At 53.9% G+C, this 18,874-nt stretch carries 20 protein-coding genes; 7 read left to right on the top strand and 13 right to left on the bottom strand.

Features of this window, described 5'->3' with window-relative positions; translation table 11 throughout:
• Positions 1 to 30: 30 nt before the first annotated feature.
• The 11 genes from sseB to trmJ form a co-directional block, all read right to left on the bottom strand.
• Positions 31 to 807, bottom strand: a complete 777-nt coding sequence (gene sseB / locus OGV85_RS03640; protein ID WP_061547733.1) for an enhanced serine sensitivity protein SseB — start codon at positions 805 to 807, stop codon at positions 31 to 33.
• Between the two features lie 109 nt (positions 808 to 916).
• On the bottom strand, positions 917 to 2,200 hold the full coding sequence (gene pepB / locus OGV85_RS03635; protein WP_061547734.1) for an aminopeptidase PepB: 1,284 nt from the start codon (positions 2,198 to 2,200) through the stop codon (positions 917 to 919).
• Between the two features lie 61 nt (positions 2,201 to 2,261).
• Positions 2,262 to 2,462: a Fe-S cluster assembly protein IscX gene (gene iscX, locus OGV85_RS03630; protein WP_003037694.1), complete on the bottom strand. Its 201-nt coding sequence runs from the start codon at positions 2,460 to 2,462 to the stop codon at positions 2,262 to 2,264.
• Between the two features lie 11 nt (positions 2,463 to 2,473).
• On the bottom strand, positions 2,474 to 2,809 hold the full coding sequence (fdx, locus tag OGV85_RS03625) for an ISC system 2Fe-2S type ferredoxin (protein WP_003037690.1): 336 nt from the start codon (positions 2,807 to 2,809) through the stop codon (positions 2,474 to 2,476).
• 1 nt (position 2,810) lies between these two features.
• Entirely contained in the window at positions 2,811 to 4,661 is a 1,851-nt protein-coding gene (hscA, locus tag OGV85_RS03620; RefSeq protein WP_003037687.1) for a Fe-S protein assembly chaperone HscA, read from the bottom strand.
• 15 nt (positions 4,662 to 4,676) lie between these two features.
• On the bottom strand, positions 4,677 to 5,192 hold the full coding sequence (hscB, locus tag OGV85_RS03615; RefSeq protein WP_003037683.1) for a co-chaperone HscB: 516 nt from the start codon (positions 5,190 to 5,192) through the stop codon (positions 4,677 to 4,679).
• A 108-nt stretch (positions 5,193 to 5,300) separates the two neighbouring features.
• Positions 5,301 to 5,624 carry an iron-sulfur cluster assembly protein IscA gene (gene iscA, locus OGV85_RS03610; RefSeq protein ID WP_003037681.1) on the bottom strand — a complete coding sequence of 108 codons (324 nt, stop codon included), beginning with the start codon at positions 5,622 to 5,624 and terminating at the stop codon, positions 5,301 to 5,303.
• A 20-nt stretch (positions 5,625 to 5,644) separates the two neighbouring features.
• Positions 5,645 to 6,031, bottom strand: coding sequence for a Fe-S cluster assembly scaffold IscU (iscU, locus tag OGV85_RS03605; protein WP_002913991.1), 387 nt, complete (start codon positions 6,029 to 6,031; stop codon positions 5,645 to 5,647).
• 25 nt (positions 6,032 to 6,056) lie between these two features.
• Entirely contained in the window at positions 6,057 to 7,271 is a 1,215-nt protein-coding gene (gene iscS, locus OGV85_RS03600) for a cysteine desulfurase (RefSeq protein WP_003037677.1), read from the bottom strand.
• Positions 7,272 to 7,383: 112 nt separating this feature from the next.
• A complete protein-coding gene (gene iscR, locus OGV85_RS03595; RefSeq protein WP_003037674.1) occupies positions 7,384 to 7,875 on the bottom strand; it encodes a Fe-S cluster assembly transcriptional regulator IscR in 492 nt (163 codons plus the stop codon).
• A 173-nt stretch (positions 7,876 to 8,048) separates the two neighbouring features.
• Positions 8,049 to 8,780 carry a tRNA (cytosine(32)/uridine(32)-2'-O)-methyltransferase TrmJ gene (gene trmJ / locus OGV85_RS03590; RefSeq protein ID WP_003037672.1) on the bottom strand — a complete coding sequence of 244 codons (732 nt, stop codon included), beginning with the start codon at positions 8,778 to 8,780 and terminating at the stop codon, positions 8,049 to 8,051.
• A 118-nt stretch (positions 8,781 to 8,898) separates the two neighbouring features.
• On the opposite strand from trmJ, the gene suhB reads away from it, so the two are divergent.
• Positions 8,899 to 9,702, top strand: coding sequence for an inositol-1-monophosphatase (gene suhB, locus OGV85_RS03585; protein ID WP_003037670.1), 804 nt, complete (start codon positions 8,899 to 8,901; stop codon positions 9,700 to 9,702).
• Positions 9,703 to 9,774: 72 nt separating this feature from the next.
• On the opposite strand, the gene OGV85_RS03580 is transcribed toward suhB, so the two are convergent.
• Positions 9,775 to 10,755 carry a nickel/cobalt transporter gene (locus tag OGV85_RS03580; protein ID WP_003037668.1) on the bottom strand — a complete coding sequence of 327 codons (981 nt, stop codon included), beginning with the start codon at positions 10,753 to 10,755 and terminating at the stop codon, positions 9,775 to 9,777.
• A complete protein-coding gene (locus OGV85_RS03575) occupies positions 10,746 to 11,384 on the bottom strand; it encodes a DUF1007 family protein (protein ID WP_054528651.1) in 639 nt (212 codons plus the stop codon). Before OGV85_RS03575 ends, OGV85_RS03580 begins: the two co-directional genes overlap by 10 nt.
• 420 nt (positions 11,385 to 11,804) lie before the next feature.
• On the opposite strand from OGV85_RS03575, the gene OGV85_RS03570 reads away from it, so the two are divergent.
• From OGV85_RS03570 to OGV85_RS03545, 6 genes are all read left to right on the top strand, one after another.
• Entirely contained in the window at positions 11,805 to 12,788 is a 984-nt protein-coding gene (locus tag OGV85_RS03570) for an autoinducer 2 ABC transporter substrate-binding protein (protein ID WP_003037665.1), read from the top strand.
• A 103-nt stretch (positions 12,789 to 12,891) separates the two neighbouring features.
• Positions 12,892 to 14,400, top strand: a complete 1,509-nt coding sequence (locus OGV85_RS03565; RefSeq protein WP_061547735.1) for a sugar ABC transporter ATP-binding protein — start codon at positions 12,892 to 12,894, stop codon at positions 14,398 to 14,400.
• Entirely contained in the window at positions 14,393 to 15,382 is a 990-nt protein-coding gene (locus tag OGV85_RS03560) for an ABC transporter permease (RefSeq protein WP_003037661.1), read from the top strand. The genes OGV85_RS03565 and OGV85_RS03560 overlap by 8 nt, the downstream gene beginning before the upstream one ends.
• Before the next feature lies 1 nt (position 15,383).
• On the top strand, positions 15,384 to 16,337 hold the full coding sequence (locus tag OGV85_RS03555; protein WP_003037658.1) for an ABC transporter permease: 954 nt from the start codon (positions 15,384 to 15,386) through the stop codon (positions 16,335 to 16,337).
• A 17-nt stretch (positions 16,338 to 16,354) separates the two neighbouring features.
• Positions 16,355 to 17,992, top strand: a complete 1,638-nt coding sequence (locus OGV85_RS03550) for an FGGY-family carbohydrate kinase (protein ID WP_003847100.1) — start codon at positions 16,355 to 16,357, stop codon at positions 17,990 to 17,992.
• The gene (locus OGV85_RS03545; protein WP_032949792.1) at positions 17,989 to 18,588 is read left to right on the top strand and encodes a KpsF/GutQ family sugar-phosphate isomerase; all 600 of its coding nucleotides are present in this window, start codon (positions 17,989 to 17,991) and stop codon (positions 18,586 to 18,588) included. The genes OGV85_RS03550 and OGV85_RS03545 overlap by 4 nt, the downstream gene beginning before the upstream one ends.
• Positions 18,589 to 18,874 lie beyond the last annotated feature (286 nt).

Genomic DNA, 18,874 nt, shown 5'->3' with positions numbered 1-18,874 from the left:
TAGCCGCCTTTCGGGGCGGCTTTCCTTCACTCAGATAATCCGATTCTGTTTAAAGTCGCGCAGGAAACCGCCCCAGCGACGTTCATAGAACGGTGCGATGTGCTCAGTGATAAAGTGGCTCACGCCCTTCTCACCTTTCCTCACCTGGCAGATGTCAATGGGTTCATCACCCAGCAGTGTATCGGTCGCGACGCTGCCCGCAGCGTGGATGATCTCTTCAATATCCCCTTCCGCTTCAATACCAATCAGCAGATTCGGCTGGGCTTCCGCGCTTTCTTTGATTGAGCAGAGAAACGCGCGTTTTACCGGCTTAATGGTTTTAAACAGCGTAGTCAGCGAGTCAATCATCTGCGCCGGAGGTTCAGCGACTTCAGAGAGGATCAGCGATTCACCGCCTTCCAGTACTTCCTGGGTGCTGAGCGGATTCCCCTCTTCCCCCATCAGCAGGCTGATTTCACGCGGCATAAATTCTTTGCCGGTCGGCAATTTCGCGTTGAGAAACAGCGTTTCGCCGAGCGTCATTTCAAACAATGTACGCACCGGCATGACGACAAATGCCTGCTCATCTTCAACCGCCTGCTGCAGAGCTTCCAGGGAGGTGAAGAACGGGATCACGGTTGTGCCGTCTTCTTTTTCCCAGTGCTGAAGGTCGAGGGCGCTGTCTTCAACCACCGCCTCGCCTTCTGCGGCAGTACCCGGCACCCAGACGGTAGACTCCAGTAAAGTACGGAAAAATGCCGGACGATGCGCAGGCTCTGTCGCCGCTTGCTCCAGCAGGGTTTCTAATTCGTTTTTCGTTTCGGACATAGAGATCACAAATTATGTATATGGGTTGTAGGCCTGATAAGACGCACGGCGTCGCCATCAGGCAAAATGCCGGGTGGCACTTCGCTTACCCGGCCTACAAAAACACCGTTCAGGCAATCAGCAGATTTGCAATCGTGCGCACACCCAGACCAGTTGCGCCCGCAGACCACTGCTCAACCGGCGCTTTGCGATAGGTTGCAGAGCAGTCGATGTGCAGCCAGCCTTGCTGATAGTTTTCCACGAAATGGGACAGGAAACCCGCCGCGGTGCTAGCACCCGCCGGATAGGCCGCACTGCCGGTATTATTCAGCTCGGCAAAGTTAGACGGCAGCTGGCTACGGTGGAACTCTGCCAACGGCAGACGCCAGAACGGCTCGTTTTCTTGCGCCGCGCTTGCCAGCAGACGGGCAGCCAGTTGATCGTCAAAGCTAAACAGCGCATGGTAATCGTTGCCCAGCGCAGTTTTCGCCGCGCCGGTCAGCGTGGCGGCATCAATGATCAATTCTGGTTTTTGCGCGCTGGCGTCGATCAGGCCATCGGCTAGTACCAGACGCCCTTCGGCATCAGTATTCATCACTTCAACTTTTTTACCGTTGCGATAGTGAATAATATCGCCGAGTTTAAAGGCGTTGCCGCTAATCAGGTTATCCGCGCAGCACAGATACAGCTTCACGCGCTTGTTCAGACCACGGGTGATGGCGAACGCCAGCGCGCCGGTCACCGTTGCCGCGCCGCCCATATCAGACTTCATCGAGTCCATAAATGCGCTTTGCTTGATGCTGTAACCGCCGGAGTCAAAAGTAATTCCCTTACCCACCAGGCAGGCATAAACCGGGGCTTCTTTATCGCCAGTTGGATTGTAATCCAGCGCCAGCAGCACCGGAGGACGTTCGGAGCCACGACCTACGGTATGCAGTCCCATGTAGTTCTGCTCGCGCAGATCTTCGCCTTTAGTGATGCGGTAAGAGACGTTATCGCAGGCAACAGAGCACAGCAGGTCTACTGCGCGTTGCGCCAGCTGTTCCGGGCCCAGCTCTTCTGCCGGAGCGTTAATGGTATCGCGCACCCAGTCAATAATTTTCAGGCGGTTACCCAGCTCTTTGCGCTGCGCCTCATCCAGAGCGGCCCACTCAACTTTGCGGGTGCCTTTTGGTCCTTTGTAGCCCTGCCAGAACGCCCAGCTACGTTCAGTATCCCAGCCTTCACCATCCAGTTGGACATGTTTAATACCCAGGCCGTCAATTTTACGGGCGGCGCGCTGGATAAGACCGAGGTCATCTTTTCCGTTCAGGTGCAGGGTAATGCCATCATTATTAATGCTGTATGTCGCCTTTTCACCCCAGCGGGCATCAGCGGGTTGCGTGGAAAGCGTAATTTTCATGGCTTCTGTCATTTTATTTATCCTTATTTTCGCGCATACAGGAAAACGGGCCACCCGTGGGCAGCCCGTTGACTTATTCGGCTTCGTCCAGCCAGACCAGCAAAATGGCCTCAAGGATTTTTTCGTTCGATGCCTGTGGATCATCATCGAACTCTTCCAGGTCACAGATCCACTGGTGCAGATCGGTGAAACGAACGGTCTTGGGGTCGAGATCGGGGAACGCGTCGTACAGCGCCTCGCCGATTTCACGGCTATCGGTCCACTTCAGTCCCATACTACCCTCTGTTAATGCTCACGTGCATGATTGATTGTGTAACGTGGGATTTCGACCACTAAATCGTCCTCGGTGACACGTGCCTGACAGCTTAAACGGCTCTCCGGCTCCAGTCCCCAGGCTTTATCCAGCATGTCGTCTTCTTCTTCTGTGCTTTCCGGCAAAGAATCAAAACCTTCACGTACGATGCAGTGGCAGGTTGTGCAGGCACAGGATTTTTCACAGGCGTGTTCAATCTCGATACCGTTACGCAGGGCAACGTCAAGAATGGTTTCGCCGGTCTCAGCTTCCAGAACTGCGCCATCGGGACAGAGATCCTGATGAGGCAAAATAACAATCTTTGGCATATTAAACCTCGTCCACGGAATGGCCTTTCAGCGCGCTACGGACGGATTTGTCCATGCGGCGAGCGGCGAATTCCTGGGTTTGTTTGTCTACGTTTTTAATGGCTTGTTCTATCGCGTCAACATCGTCACCCAGTGCAACCTCGCTCAAATGCGCGGCGGCGGTGTCGATAGCCTGACGTTCTGCGGCGCTTAACAGCGCGGCATCAGCGTTCAACGCACCGGATAAACTTTCCAGTACGCGTGCCGCTTCGACTTTCTGTTCTGCCAGCATACGGGCTTTAACGTCCTGCTCGGCAAAACTCATCGAATCCTGAATCATGGAGGCGATTTCACTGTCGGTCAGACCGTAGGACGGTTTGACCTGAATTGAGGACTCTACGCCGGTGGATTTTTCCATGGCGGTGACGCTCAGCAGGCCATCCGCGTCCACCTGGAAGGTCACGCGGATGTGTGCGCCGCCAGCTGGCAATGCCGGGATGCCGCGCAGCGCAAAACGCGCCAGTGAACGGCAGTCCTGCACCAGCTCACGCTCGCCTTGCATTACGTGAATGGACATCGCGGTTTGGCCATCTTTAAAGGTGGTAAAGTCCTGCGCGCGCGCCACCGGAATCGTGGTGTTACGTGGGATCACTTTCTCCACCAGACCGCCCATGGTTTCCAGTCCCAGGGACAGCGGGATAACGTCCAGCAGCAGCATTTCGCTGTCTGGTTTATTTCCGACCAGAATATCTGCCTGGATTGCCGCACCAATAGCGACCACTTTGTCCGGGTCAATAGAAGTCAGCGGCGTACGGCCAAAAAATTCACCGACGCGTTCACGCACCAATGGCACGCGAGTTGAACCACCGACCATCACCACTTCCAGCACATCCTGCGGCTCCACGCCCGCATCTTTCAGCGCGCGACGGCAGGCCAGCAGCGTACGCTTGACCAGTGCGGAAATGAGTTCATTAAAGGTTTCACGGGTGATTTCACCCTGCCATCCCGCCACGTTAACCGTTACAGAATCAGCGTCGCTAAGCGCGATTTTCGCGGCAATCGCGGCATCCAGCAGTTCACGCTGTACGCGGTTATCACTACGATCGGCCACGCCAGCCTGCTCGCGAATATAATCGGCCAGCAGATGGTCAAAATCGTCGCCGCCGAGCGCGGAATCACCGCCGGTCGCCAGCACTTCAAACACGCCGCGGCTCAGGCGCAGAATAGAAATATCAAAAGTACCGCCGCCAAGATCGTAGACCGCAATCACGCCTTCCTGACCGGAGTCCAGACCATAGGCAATCGCAGCTGCGGTCGGTTCGTTCAACAGACGCAATACGTGCAGGCCCGCCAGACGCGCGGCGTCTTTGGTCCCCTGACGCTGTGCATCGTCAAAGTAAGCCGGAACGGTGATTACCACGCCGTCCAGTTCGCCGGACAGTGATTCGGTTGCCCGCGCGGCCAGCGCTTTCAGAATATCCGCGGAGACACGCACCGGATTAAGCAATCCGGCAGCGGTTTCAATCATCGGCAAGCCGTTTTCGCTTGCCTGGAACGTATATGGCAGATGCGGGTAACGCGCCTGGATATCCGCCAGAGAGCGGCCCATCATGCGTTTTACCGAACTGACGGTGTTTGCCGTATCCAGCGCAGCATTGGCGCGGGCATCGTAACCGACAGAATAACCCTGCTGCTGATAGTGAACCACTGACGGCAACAGGTGGCGACCTTCATGGTCTGCCAACGTTTCGGCCTGGCCGCTGCGTACAGTCGCAACCAGGGAGTTGGTGGTGCCTAAATCGATACCTACCGCCAGACGACGCTGGTGCGGCGCGGCGCTCAGACCAGGCTCACTAATTTGTAATAAGGCCATTTTCGCTTCCGGAAATTAAAAATCGAGCAGTTTTTCTTCGAGTTGTTCTGCACTGCTTCGCAGTTTATCGAGAAAACGCAGCTTACGCACGGTATCTGCCGCTGCGTCCCACGTCTCGCTATCCAGCTGTTCCACCATCAGTTGATGACGAACGTTATACATTTCGCTGACGCGTTGCATAAACGCATCTAAACGTTGACTGTCTTTTGCCTGTTCAATTTCGTCCAGCTCTTCCCGCAGCTCCAGTTGTTCCATCAGAAACGCGGTATCGCGCACCGTGTGCTGCTCGCTACGGATGTCAAAGCCGTGTAAAGACAATAAGTATTCGGCGCGCATCAAAGGATGACGCAGCGTTTGCCAGGCCTGGTTGATAGTGGCGGACTGCGAAACCGCAGCAAGTTGTTCCGCCTGGGAACTGCTGGCAAATTTATCAGGATGATACTGACGTTGTAGATCCTGAAAACGTAGGCTCAGCGCCTGAGTATCGAGCTGATAACGGGCCGGTAAGCCAAAGAGGGTGAAGTAGTCCATAACATTCTCAGGGCATCGATTCTCTGTTGTTCACGGGAGCAAAACCAGAGAGTCAGGTAAAACAAACCCCACGCGCAGGCGACCACGGTGGGGTTATCGGTAAGCGCGTTACACGTGGAAGCTTTCGCCGCATCCACATTCGTCTTTCACGTTCGGGTTAGTAAACTTAAACCCTTCGTTCAGACCTTCTTTGACGAAGTCTAACTGCGTACCGTCGAGGAATTGCAGGCTCTTACCGTCGACCACAACTTTAACGCCTTTGTCTTCAAACACGGTATCTTCAGCCGCCGGCTCGTCAACAAATTCCAGTACATAGGCCATACCTGAGCAGCCGGAGGTTCTCACGCCCAGACGCAGACCAAACCCTTTACCGCGGTTTGCCAGGAAGGTATTTACACGCGCTGCTGCACTGTCGCTTAAGGTAATCGACATAATAAAACCTCAACTCTTAATTATTTTGCTTCACGTTTGCTTTTGTAATCCGCAATCGCGGCTTTAATCGCGTCTTCAGCCAGAATAGAGCAGTGAATTTTCACCGGTGGCAGTTCAAGCTCGTCGGCGATATCGGTGTTTTTAATCGCCTGTGCTTCGTCCAGAGATTTCCCTTTTACCCATTCGGTAACCAGAGAGCTGGAAGCAATAGCGGAACCGCAGCCGTAAGTCTTGAAACGCGCGTCTTCAATGATACCCTCATTGTTGACTTTGATCTGCAACTTCATCACGTCGCCACAGGCTGGTGCACCCACCATGCCGCTGCCCACGTTCTCGTCGCTGTTGTCAAAAGAACCCACGTTACGTGGATTCTCGTAATGATCGATTACTTTTTCGCTGTAAGCCATGCTGAATTCTCCTTATCGGTACCGATTAGTGATGTGACCATTCAATGCTGTTCAGATCCACGCCCTGTTTGAACATTTCCCACAGCGGAGAAAGGTCACGCAGGCGGCCGATGGAGTTGCGAACCAGATTAATGGCGTAGTCAATCTCTTCTTCGGTAGTGAAACGACCTAAAGAGAAACGAATTGAGCTATGTGCCAGCTCGTCGGTCATCCCCAGCGCGCGCAGCACGTAGGATGGCTCCAGGCTTGCAGAAGTACATGCAGAACCGGAGGATACAGCCAGATCTTTCAGCGCCATAATCAGCGATTCGCCTTCAACATAGTTGAAGCTAACGTTGAGAATGTTCGGTGCACCCTGCTCGAGATCGCCGTTAAGATACACTTCTTCCATATCTTTCACGCCGTCCCACAGACGGTTACGCAGACTGCGCAGGCGCGCCATCTCGGTTTCCATCTCTTCTTTGGCAATGCGGTAGGCTTCACCCATGCCGACGATCTGGTGCACAGGCAGCGTACCGGAACGCATACCGCGCTCGTGACCGCCACCATGCATCTGCGCTTCAATACGAATACGCGGTTTACGACGCACGTACAGCGCACCGATACCTTTCGGACCATAGATTTTGTGGCCGGAGAAGGACATCAGATCAACTTTCAGTTGGCTCAGATCGATAGGCAGTTTGCCCACGCTCTGGGTCGCATCAACGTGATAGATGATGCCGCGCGCACGGCACATTTCGCCGATAGTCGCGATATCCTGCACCACGCCGATTTCGTTATTCACGTGCATGATGGACACGAGGATAGTGTCGTCACGCATTGCCGCTTCAAGTTCTTTCAGGTCGATAATGCCGTTACGCTGCGGGGCGAGGTAGGTGACTTCAAACCCTTCGCGCTCCAGCTGACGACAGGTGTCCAGCACGGCTTTGTGTTCGGTTTTGCTGGTGATGATGTGCTTGCCTTTTTTCTGATAAAAGTTGGCTGCACCTTTAATCGCCAGGTTATCGGATTCAGTCGCACCGGAAGTAAAGACGATTTCACGCGGGTCAGCGCCCACGAGGTCAGCAATCTGGTTACGGGCGATATCTACCGCCTCTTCAGCCTGCCAGCCGAAACGGTGTGAACGAGACGCTGGGTTACCAAAGTTTCCGTCCAGGGTCAGACACTGCATCATTTTCTCGGCAACACGCGGGTCCACCGGCGTGGTTGCGGAGTAGTCGAGATAGATCGGTAATTTCATTGCTCTATAAACTCCGTACATCGCTTCAATGCAAGGAATCAGGCAACCGGCTGGATGTACGACCGAGTTAACGGGGTGTGTAGCACCCCGGCCTGATTCTAAAATACTTTTATTATGCGCGTAACTTAACGTCGATCGCGTCTTGTGCACGATTAGTGCGTGGAGCGTCATGCGTGTGCTGGCGACCAGACACATCCAGGACTTCCTGATTATTCACCAGTTCGCCCAACGTAATGTTGTTGAGGAAACCGGTCAGACGATCGCTCAGATCGCGCCACAGCGCGTGGGTCAGGCATTTATCGCCGCCCTGACAACCGCCCTTGCCCTGGCAACGGGTCGCATCTACAGACTCGTCCACAGCGCTGATTACTTCACCTACTGCGATGCTGCCGGCATCTTTACCCAGCAGATACCCGCCGCCTGGTCCACGTACGCTGGAAACCAGACCGTTTTTACGCAAACGGGAAAACAGCTGCTCCAGATATGACAGGGAGATTCCCTGACGTTCAGAAATATCAGCCAACGGTACCGGGCCCGTTTCGGAGTTGAGCGCAACGTCCAACATTGCGGTCACGGCATAACGCCCTTTTGATGTCAGTCTCATGTCTTACTTAGCCTCAAACTCGCCCCTGCCCGGGGTTTTTTATTGTAAAATGGGGGTATTGCATAGCAGGGGCAAGTCTGACATTCCCGACTAAATCAGTCAACTATTTACTTGACTAATTTAGTCAGGTATTTAACCTTCAGTGCCATTTTTACTTGCCGGAGGCGTTACGTTTACTTGCCTTTATTCTGTTGCTCAATTGAAGCTAAAATTCCGCGCAAAATGTTCAGCTCCTGGCTCTCAGGACGCGCACGCGTAAACAGACGGCGCAGCTTATTCATCACCTGTCCCGGATGCCCTTCGCGGATAAACCCGGTCGACAGCAGCGTTTGTTCCAGATGACCGTAAAAACGCTCTAAATCATCGACCAGCGGATACTCAGCTTCTTCGTATTCTGCGGTCTTCTCGCTTTCCTGCGTTGCCAGCCAGGCCATGCGCACTTCATAAGAGATGACCTGCACCGCCATCGCCAGGTTCAGCGAACTGTAATCCGGGTTCGCGGCAATAGCGACGTGGTAATGGCACTTCTGCAGTTCTTCATTCGTCAGGCCAACACGTTCACGACCAAACACCAGCGCTACGGGCGAATTCGTCGCTTCAGAGACGCTTTTTAAACCGCATTCACGCGGATCCAGCATCGGCCACGGTAGTGTACGGGAGCGCGCACTGGTGCCTACTACCAGGCTGCAACCTGCCAGCGCTTCATCAAGAGTATCGACGATCTGCGCGCTGCCGATTACATCACTGGCACCTGCCGCCAGAGCGATGGCCTGAGAGTCCGGTTTAACCAGTGGATTTACCAGCCACAGATTGGTTAAACCCATGGTTTTCATTGCGCGGGCTACAGAGCCCATGTTGCCAGTGTGAGAGGTTTCCACCAGCACGATTCGAATATTTTGCAGCATTGTATTTCTTCGGCTAAAGATTATTCGGGCATATTATCATAAAACGAAGACATATTCCGAACTCGCTGCTATACTCTGCGCCGTTTTCCCGTTCTTTAACATCCAGTGAGAGAGACCGATGCATCCGATGCTGACCATCGCCGTGCGCGCAGCGCGCAAGGCGGGTAATGTAATTGCCAAACACTACGAAACCCCAGACTCTGTAGAAACCAGCCAGAAAGGCAGCAATGATTTCGTGACTAACGTCGATAAAGCCGCCGAAGCGATTATTATCGAAACTATTCGCAAATCTTACCCACAGCACACCATCATCACCGAAGAAAGCGGTGAGCACGCAGGTGAAGATCAGGATGTTCAATGGGTTATCGATCCACTGGATGGTACTACCAACTTCGTAAAACGTCTGCCGCACTTCGCGGTATCTATCGCAGTACGCATTAAAGGCCGTACTGAAGTCGCCGTTGTTTACGATCCAATGCGTAACGAACTGTTCACCGCCACTCGCGGCCAGGGCGCACAGCTGAACGGCTATCGTCTGCGTGGCAGCACCGCCCGCGATCTGGACGGCACCATCATCGCCACCGGTTTCCCGTTCAAAGCGAAGCAGCACGCCGCTTCTTACATGAAAATTCTTGGCAAAATGTTTACCGAGTGCGCTGACTTCCGCCGCACAGGTTCTGCTGCGCTGGATCTGGCTTACGTTGCCGCTGCGCGCGTTGACGGTTACTTCGAAATCGGTCTGAAACCATGGGATTTCGCAGCAGGTGAGCTGATTGCGCGTGAAGCTGGCGCACTGGTTTGCGACTTCACCGGTGGTCATAACTACCTGGCAACCGGCAACATCGTTGCAGGTAACCCGCGCGTTGTTAAAGCCATGCTGGCTAACATGCGTGACGAACTGAGTGATGCGCTGAAGCGTTAATCTGCTGTGGTGCCGGATGCGACGCTTTCGCGTCTTATCCGGCCTACAAGTCATACCATTCCGCTCACTAACCTAAAATGGTCTTATCCCTCGCCCTACCGGCACCGCGCTCATCCACATCACTACCGCAGCAACAATAAGCACCGCACCACCGGCTAACGCCAGCGTCGTCCAGCCAATCTGTCGCCACAGCACCGGCGCTTTATGCCCGCTAATTTTCACCGCCAATGAGCGAAAGCTATGTACCAGCAAAGCCAGTGACGTAATCGTCAAAGAGGTTCCTGCCGCCATCGCCAACGCCGACGCCATACCCCAGCTAAAGACGCCAACCACTTTACTGAACAGCAGCACCATAATTGCGCCAGAGCAGGGACGCATGCCCATAGAGAGAATAATCATCAACCGGGCGCGCCAGTCATCGCCGCTTTGCAGTTGTTCCGGCTTGGGCAAATGCTGATGCCCGCAGCCGCAGCCCTCGTGATGCACATGGTGCGGCGTAAAGGCGGTGAATTTCGGGCGCATCAGCAGCTGGCGCAATTTCTTTAGTGCACGGACACACAATAAAACGCCCAACACGCCAACCAGCGCATAACTTCCTTTCTCCAGCCAGAAACTGCTCATATGCAGCTGTCGGGCAGGCAGTTGCAGCACCGTGAGCACTACAACCACCAGTCCTATTGCCACCAGCCCCTGCAATAGGGAAGACGCCAGCGTCAGCCCAATGCTCGACTTGAGCTTCGACGGATGCGTCGCAAGCCAGGTCGTGATGACGATTTTGCCGTGCCCCGGCCCCAATGCGTGCAATACCCCATATATAAAGCTAAACAACAGCAGAGATCCGCCCGCACGTGTGGGGTTCGCGGCAACCGCTTTCAGCAACCCGCTCATCTGCTGGTTAACGTCACGCTGCCAGACGACACTTTGCATCATTACCTGAGGCCAGGCTTGCCACAACCACAGCACCCCGCCTGTCGCCAGCAACAAAAAGACCGCCAGTGGCCATAGCGTGAGCCAACGGCGTCTGGCTGCGCGTTGTTGATAAACTACTGACATTGCAGCGTCACCGTCTGTGCAAACTGTTTACCCAACTCCATATCCTCCGGCGGTGCGTCTTCTTTATCCAGCGACTGCGCAAAACTCAACATGTGTTCATTCGGTGTCGGCGTATGCATTGAAATATGGCATTGCTGGCTTATGGTCTGCGAAAGCCGGGCGTCGCTGTCTTTGTCATAGCTCATATCGACGTAGTAGGTCGGATCGAAGGTTGAAATAGTATATTTTTGACCGCTCAGTGGTTGAGCTTCGGCCAGCGGCAGAACGAACGTCAGCACCGCCTGGTGTTCTTCACGCTCCATGCCATATTCCGTCGGTCTGTTTTTAAACTTTACCTTTTTCCCATCGTGCCACACTTCGGTGAAATAGTGCTGCCCGAGAACGTTGGCCATCACTTCCGCCGCCAGTTTTTTCCAAATTTCATCACCAGGTTTAGCATTCCCCGCGTCGTAAAGCAGATCCGCCGACGTGATTTCATCCATCGTCCAGCGCATTTTTAGCGCGACGAACCGATCATTTTCGCTCACAACTTCGGTTTTCAGATGAATAAAGCTGTGGGGATGCGCACCTGCGCCAAAAGACAGGACAGCGAGAAACAACGTCATAAAGATACGTTTAACGCCTTGCATGAGTTCTCCACGATAAAAATCAACACCGCCACAAATAATGATGCCGTATTTGGCGCAAGTGTGCCGAGGATATCATTGAACGAAAAAAAGTTGAGCACCCTTTTCCGGTATCGATTCAGTTCTCAATTTCGATAATTTCTTCTTCGGGAAATTCCACCCAAACACCTTTTCGGCGTCAAATCTTAAGTTAAATGATAACAAAATGTTAATTAATAGTTTCATTTTAATGTTTTATTAACACTTAATTTGAACACCTGAATCTAAAATCATGTAAATTTAACCAATTATTAATCATTTTATTTCCATAAATTAACAATAATGGGCATACATCACATTCTCCAAACTTATGATTCATTCCCTCTTCCATTCGTTGTTAACTTCACGCCGTGACATGTCCTGCCCCCTACGAAAGGTACAACTATGAAATTCAAACTCGCATTACTCAGTGCAACCCTGGTTTCTGCATGCATGTTGTCCGGCACGTCCTTTGCGGCGGAAAAATATGAAATTGCTGTGGTTGCCAAAGTCACTGGTATTCCCTGGTTTAACCGCATGGAAACCGGTGTTAACGAAGCAGCAAAAAAACTGGATGTGAACGCTTACCAGACCGGTCCATCTACGCCGGACCCGGCACAGCAGGTCAAAGTGATTGAGGATCTGATCGCCAAAAACGTCAACGCGATCATCGTGGTACCAAACGATGCCAAGGTTCTTGAGCCAGTACTGAAAAAAGCGCGCGATAAAGGCATTGTGGTCCTGACGCACGAATCCCCGGACGAGCAAATCGGTCAGTGGGATATCGAAACCATCGATAGTGAAAAATACGCACAAGCCAACGTCGATGAGTTAGCGAAAAATATGGGCGGCAAAGGCGGGTATGCAATCTATGTTGGTTCGCTGACGGTCCCACTGCATAACGCGTGGGCTGATTATGCAATTAAGTACCAGAAAGAAAAATATCCGGAAATGTTCGAGGTCACTTCACGCCTGCCGGTCGCGGAAAGCATTGATAAATCTTACGCCACAACGCTGGATCTGATGAAAACCTATCCGCAGATGAAGGGCATTATCGGCTTCGGCTCACTGGGTCCAATTGGTGCGGGTCAGGCTGTGCAGAAAAAACGCGCCAAAGATAAAATTGCCGTTGTCGGGATCGCCATGCCAGCGCAGGCTGCGCCTTACCTGATGCGTGGAGATATCAAAAAAGCGCTGCTGTGGGATCCAAAAGATGCGGGCTATGCGCTGGTAACGGTTGCCGATCAGCTGTTGCAGGGCAAAGAAGTCAATGCAGATCTGAGTATCGACGGTTTAGGGAAAGCCGATATCGACACGGAGAAGAAAGTGATCCGCTTTAACAAGATCCTCGAAGTCACCAAAGACAACGCACAATCACTTGGTTTCTAAGGCTTTAGCCAACACCAGGGAACCTTAACGCCGACCGTCTGGTCGGCGCTATCAACCAAACTAACACTCAGCGTCCGTCAGGGCGCTCGCAGGGGTATTGTCCATGGCAGACACCACCGCATTTATCACTCTTGAGAATATCAGCAAACAATTCCCGGGCGTGCTGGCGCTGGATAACGTGAATCTGACGCTGAGAAAAGGCGAAGTTCACTGTCTGGCGGGTCAAAACGGCTGTGGTAAAAGTACCATTATTAAAGTGATCTCCGGGGTTTATCACCCGGAAAAAGGCGCGCAGATTTTACTCGACGGAAAATTGTTCCATCACCTGACGCCGCAGCTCTCCTCCCATTATGGCATTCAAGTTATTTATCAGGACCTGTCGTTGTTCCCCAACTTTAGCGTCGCAGAAAATATCGCGGTCAACCGCTATCTGCCGGGCGGTGATATCTGGGTGCGTCGTGGTGCTATGAAACAGCAGGCGCTGGCAGCCATGAAACGTATCGGAGTGAATATCGATCCCGATAAAAAAGTAGAAAAACTCTCGATTGCCGACCGACAGTTGGTCGCTATTTGCCGGGCAATTGCCGCAGATGCGCGTCTGGTTATTATGGACGAGCCCACCGCCTCGCTAACCCGCCAGGAGGTCAATGGACTGCTGAAGGTGGTTAACGAACTTAAAGCGGCCGGCATTTGCGTGGTGTTTGTCAGCCATCGTCTGGATGAAGTAATGGAAGTGGCAGACCGTATCAGCGTCATGCGCGACGGCAAACTGGTGGGCACATATCCTGCCAGCGAACTCGACAGCCACGAGCTGGCTTTCCTGATGACCGGACAACGCTTCCACTACAGCCCGCTGCCGGAGAAATCATTCGACGATCGAGAACCCCTGCTGGAGCTGCGCAACCTCAGCCGCAGAGGCAAATACCAGAACATTAATCTGTCGCTGCATGGCGGCGAGATTGTCTCGATTGTCGGCCTGTTGGGCGCCGGGCGTACCGAGCTTTGTTTGAGCCTGTTTGGCATGACGCCCCCGGAAAGCGGCGAGATGCGTATTAACGGTCAGCCGGTCACGCTTCGTAATAACCACGACGCCATTAAGCACGGGATCGGCTACGTCTCAGAAGATCGCCTGACGCAGGGGCTGATCATGGAGCAGTCGATTTACGACAACACCATCGTCACGGTGTTTGATCAACTGCACACCGGTAGCGGCTTGCTCGATCATCGTAAAGCGCAAAAGCTGGTCGCCGATTTAATCCGCGAACTGAATATCAAAGTGTCCGATCCGCACCTGCCGGTCAAAACGCTTTCCGGCGGCAATGCCCAGCGTATCGCCATTGCCAAATGGGTGGCGACCAATCCCCGCATCCTGATCCTCGACTCGCCTACCGTCGGCGTGGATATCGCCAACAAAGAGGGCATTTACCAGATAGCCCGCGATTTGGCGGAACAAGGTATGGCGGTGCTGATGATTTGCGATGAAATTCCGGAAGCATATTACAACAGCCACCGCGTGCTGGTGATGCGTCGCGGCAGACTGGTGGCGGAATTTAATCCTCATCACTGCCGTGAAGAGGAGATTGCTGAAGTGGTCGAGGTAATCAATGAATAAGATGCATCTGTCCCGTTTAATCGGGCAACATGAATTCTGGCTGGGCCTGCTGGTCGTAGCGCTCGCGGTTGGGCTAAGTGTCAGCACCGATGAGTTCCTCTCGCTCGGCAATCTGACAGATGTGGCCACCAGCTACGCGATTCTCGGCATTCTTGCCTGCGGGTTGTTTGTGGTGCTGATTTCCGGTGGGATCGATATCTCCTTTCCGGCGATGACCGCGATTGCCCAGTATGCGATGGCCAGTTGGGTGATCGGCCACGGCGGCAACTTCGCTCTGGCGTTAACCATTGCGATTGCGGTGGGCCTGCTGCTTGGGCTCATTAATGGCTTCCTGGTCTACTGGCTGCGCGTTCCGGCAATCATCATTACCATCGCCACGCTGAACGTCTACTACGGCCTTCTGGTTTACGCCACCAAAGGCACCTGGCTGTACGGTTTCCCTGACTGGTTTATGAACGGCATTAACTGGTTCTCCTTCACCGCGGCAGATGGCTACGACTACGGCCTGACCCTGCCCCTGCTGTGCCTGGCGGCGGTGATCGTCTTTACCGCAGTGCTGATGAACTATACCCGTCTTGGCCGTCAGGTTTACGCCATGGGCGGCAACCGCGACGCGGCCTCACGCCTGGGGCTGAATCTGCTGAAACTGCATTTCTACGTCTATGGCTATATGGGCATTCTGGCAGGTGTTGCCGCCGTGGTTCAGGCGCAAATCACCCAGTCAGTTGCACCCAATTCGCTGCTCGGCTTTGAGCTGACGGTGCTGGCGGCGGTCGTGCTCGGCGGAACCAGCATGAGCGGCGGGCGCGGTACGTTGACCGGAACCCTGCTCGGCGTTGTCTTGCTCGCCTTCTTACAAAATGGTCTGACGCTACTCAGCGTCTCCTCTTACTGGCACACCGTATTCAGCGGCGCCATTATCCTGGTCAGCATCAGTGCCACGGCCTGGAACGAAAAACGCAAACTGGCAAGGGAGCTTTGAGATGAAAACAATCGCCAGATTTTTACCCGGTGATGCCATCATTCGTCTGCAATGCGTCATTATTGTGGTCGTCGCCCTGGTTTTCTCAGCCCTGCTCGGCAGCCGTTTTTTTAGCGTCGCTAACTTCCAGTCGATAGGCTCACAGTTACCGATCCTCGGCATGCTGGCCCTCGGGATGGGTATGACCATGCTGACCGGCGGCATTAACCTGTCAATTATTGCCGGGGCGAACGCCTGCTCGCTGGTAATGGCAGCGATTATCGTTACCCATCCGGATAACCCGCTGTTTCTGGTGCTGGCGCTGCTGGCAGGCGCAGCCGTGGCGGTGGCTATCGGTACGCTCAACGGCGCGCTGATTGCCTGGGTCGGCGTCTCACCGATTCTCGCCACCCTCGGCACGATGACACTTATCTCCGGGCTGAATATTCTGCTCTCCAACGGGACGGTGATTTCGGGTTTCCCGACCGCCATTCAGTACCTTGGCAACGCCACGATTGCGGGTATTCCGGTGGCGCTGTTGCTCTTTTTCCTGGTGGCAATCCTGCTATGGGTACTGCTGGAGCACACCACGCTGGGGCGCAGTCTTTATCTCGTCGGCTCCAATGAACAGGCTACCCGCTATAGTGGTGTGAATACCGTACGGGTACAAATTTCCGTGTACGTGATTTCAGCCCTGCTCGGCTGGGTCGCCGCCATTCTGATGATGGCGAAATTCAACTCGGCAAAAGCCGGATACGGTGAGTCCTACCTGCTGGTCACCATCCTTGCCTCCGTACTCGGTGGCATCAATCCGGATGGCGGCTTCGGACGCATTATCGGCCTGGTCCTGGCGCTGATTGTGCTGCAAATGCTGGAAAGCGGCCTTAACTTGCTGGGGGTCAGCAGCTATCTGACGATGGCGCTGTGGGGCGCGGTGCTGATCCTCTTTATCGCATTACAGAATCGTAAAGCCTGATTTCAGGAGAAAAAATTATGGCAAGTTACTTTATTGGTGTGGATGTCGGAACCGGAAGCGCCCGTGCTGGCGTGTTTGATCTCAACGGCAGAATGGTCGGCCAGGCCAGTCGGGCCATCGAGATTTACCGTCCGCAGGCCGATTTTGTTGAGCAGTCTTCCGATAACATCTGGCAGGCGGTGTGTAACGCAGTTCGCGATGCGATTAACCAGTCGGATATCAACCCTATCCAGGTGAAAGGTCTGGGCTTTGACGCGACCTGTTCACTGGTGGTGTTGGACAAAGAAGGTAAACCACTGACCATTAGTCCGTCCGGGCGCAGCGAACAGAATATCATTGTGTGGATGGATCACCGCGCCATTACTCAGGCTGAGCGCATTAACGCCCTGCATCATCGGGTGCTGGACTACGTTGGCGGTATTATCTCCCCGGAAATGCAAACGCCCAAACTGCTGTGGTTGAAGCAACATATGCCCAACACCTGGGCCAATGCGGGATACTACTTTGACCTGCCCGATTTCCTGACCTGGCGCGCAACGGGCGATGACACGCGCTCACTGTGCTCGACGGTGTGTAAATGGACCTATATGGGCCATGAAGACAAATGGGATGCCAGCTATTTCCGCCAGATTGGGCTGGAAGACTTGCTGGAACATGATGCCGCCAAAATTGGCCGTTACGTGAAAACTATGGGCGAACCGCTTGGTCATGGTCTTTCTGCGCGCGCCGCCAGCGAAATGGGGCTGATTCCGGGGACCGCTGTCAGCGTCTCGATCATCGATGCCCACGCCGGTACGCTCGGTACGCTCGGCGCGAGCGGTGTTTCCGGCGAGGTAGCGGATTTCGATCGCCGCGTCGCGCTGATTGGCGGCACCTCTACCGGACACATGGCGATTTCCAAAGAGCCGCGTTTTATCGGCGGTGTTTGGGGGCCTTACTACTCAGCAGTGCTGCCAGAATACTGGCTTAACGAAGGTGGACAGTCGGCAACCGGGGCGTTAATCGACCACGTTATTCAGTCGCATCCTTGTTACGAAACCTTGTTGACCCAGGCGAAATCTCAAGGGCAGACCATTTATGAAGTGTTGAATGCGCTGCTGCGTAAAATGGCCGGTGAGCCGGAAGATATCGCATTTTTAACCCGTGACATGCACATCCTGCCCTATTTCCACGGCAACCGTTCACCGCGCGCCAACCCAACGCTCACAGGCGCTATCACTGGACTGAAGCTGTCGCGCACGCCGGAAGATATGGCGTTACAGTACCTCGCGACCATTCAGGCCATTGCGCTGGGAACCCGTCATATCATTGAAACGATGAATCAAAGCGGCTACACGATCGATACCATTATGGCCAGCGGCGGCGGGACGAAAAACCCGATCTTCGTTCAGGAGCATGCCAACGCCACCGGCTGTGCGATGCTGCTGCCTGAAGAGAGCGAAGCCATGCTGCTGGGTGGCGCCATGATGGGAACTATCGCCGCAGGCGTGTTCGATACCTTCCCGGAAGCAATGTCAGCGATGAGCCGGATTGGTAAAACGGTTACCCCGCAGACTAATCGCATTAAGCAGTACTACGATCGCAAATATCGGGTATTCCACGAGATGTATCAGGATCATATGAAATACCGCCAGTTGATGCAGGAGGACGCATGAGTAACTCCTGGTCTCAGGCCAGCGGCGTATTCCAGCTCTATAGCGATGCCCTGGCGGGTCTGGGGCAGCATCTGACTGAACCTGTCTGGCAGTCGCTGATGGCGGAGCTGCGCGGTTGTCAGGGCAAAATCGTCGTCACCGGCGTCGGTACCTCTGGCATTGCAGCGCGTAAAGTCGCACATATGCTGGCTTGCGTGGAACGTCCGGCGATTTACCTCAACGCGACGGACGCAGCGCATGGCGATCTCGGTTTTTTACGCGCCGACGACCTGGTGATTATGCTGTCACGCGGGGGGAATTCGGACGAGCTCACCCGGCTGCTGCCCGGGTTGGCTGCGAGGAATGTGCCCATCCTGAGCGTGACTGAAAACGCCGATTCGGCCATTGCTAAAGCCTCGAGGCTAGTGATTTCCACCGGTGTACAGCGCGAGGCCGATCCGCTGAACATGTTGGCTACCACCTCTATTTTACTGGTGCTGGCTATCTTTGACGCCGCCTGTGCCTGTCTGATGAGCGAGAGCGGATACTCAAAGGAAACGCTGCTGGCGGTACATCCGGGCGGCGATGTGGGATTAACGCTGAGTCGTGAGAAGTAACGCCAGACAGCTGTTACGGAGGTAATGAATCTGTTGCCTCCGTCGTATTGCTACGTTCACTTTAGGTTTTTCACTTCTCTGAGATAGCATGTTCATACCTCCCTCCGCCAGCATTCCCCCTCTGGCATTTTTTATATCTCAACAAAAAGATAAAACAGTGAAAAAACGGATTAACGCGCTGCGTTCCACTCCCGCTATCTGTTCCGCACGTTAAAAATTCTGTGACGCTCTCCAGCATTCCTGGTGGAAAGCATTCCATTCCTCAAATCTATGAGCAAACTTTAGC

This window comes from Citrobacter sp. Cf132 (assembly GCF_030333885.1).
Classification (GTDB): Bacteria; Pseudomonadota; Gammaproteobacteria; order Enterobacterales; family Enterobacteriaceae; genus Citrobacter; species Citrobacter freundii.
This window is presented reverse-complemented; position numbering and strand designations above follow the sequence as displayed.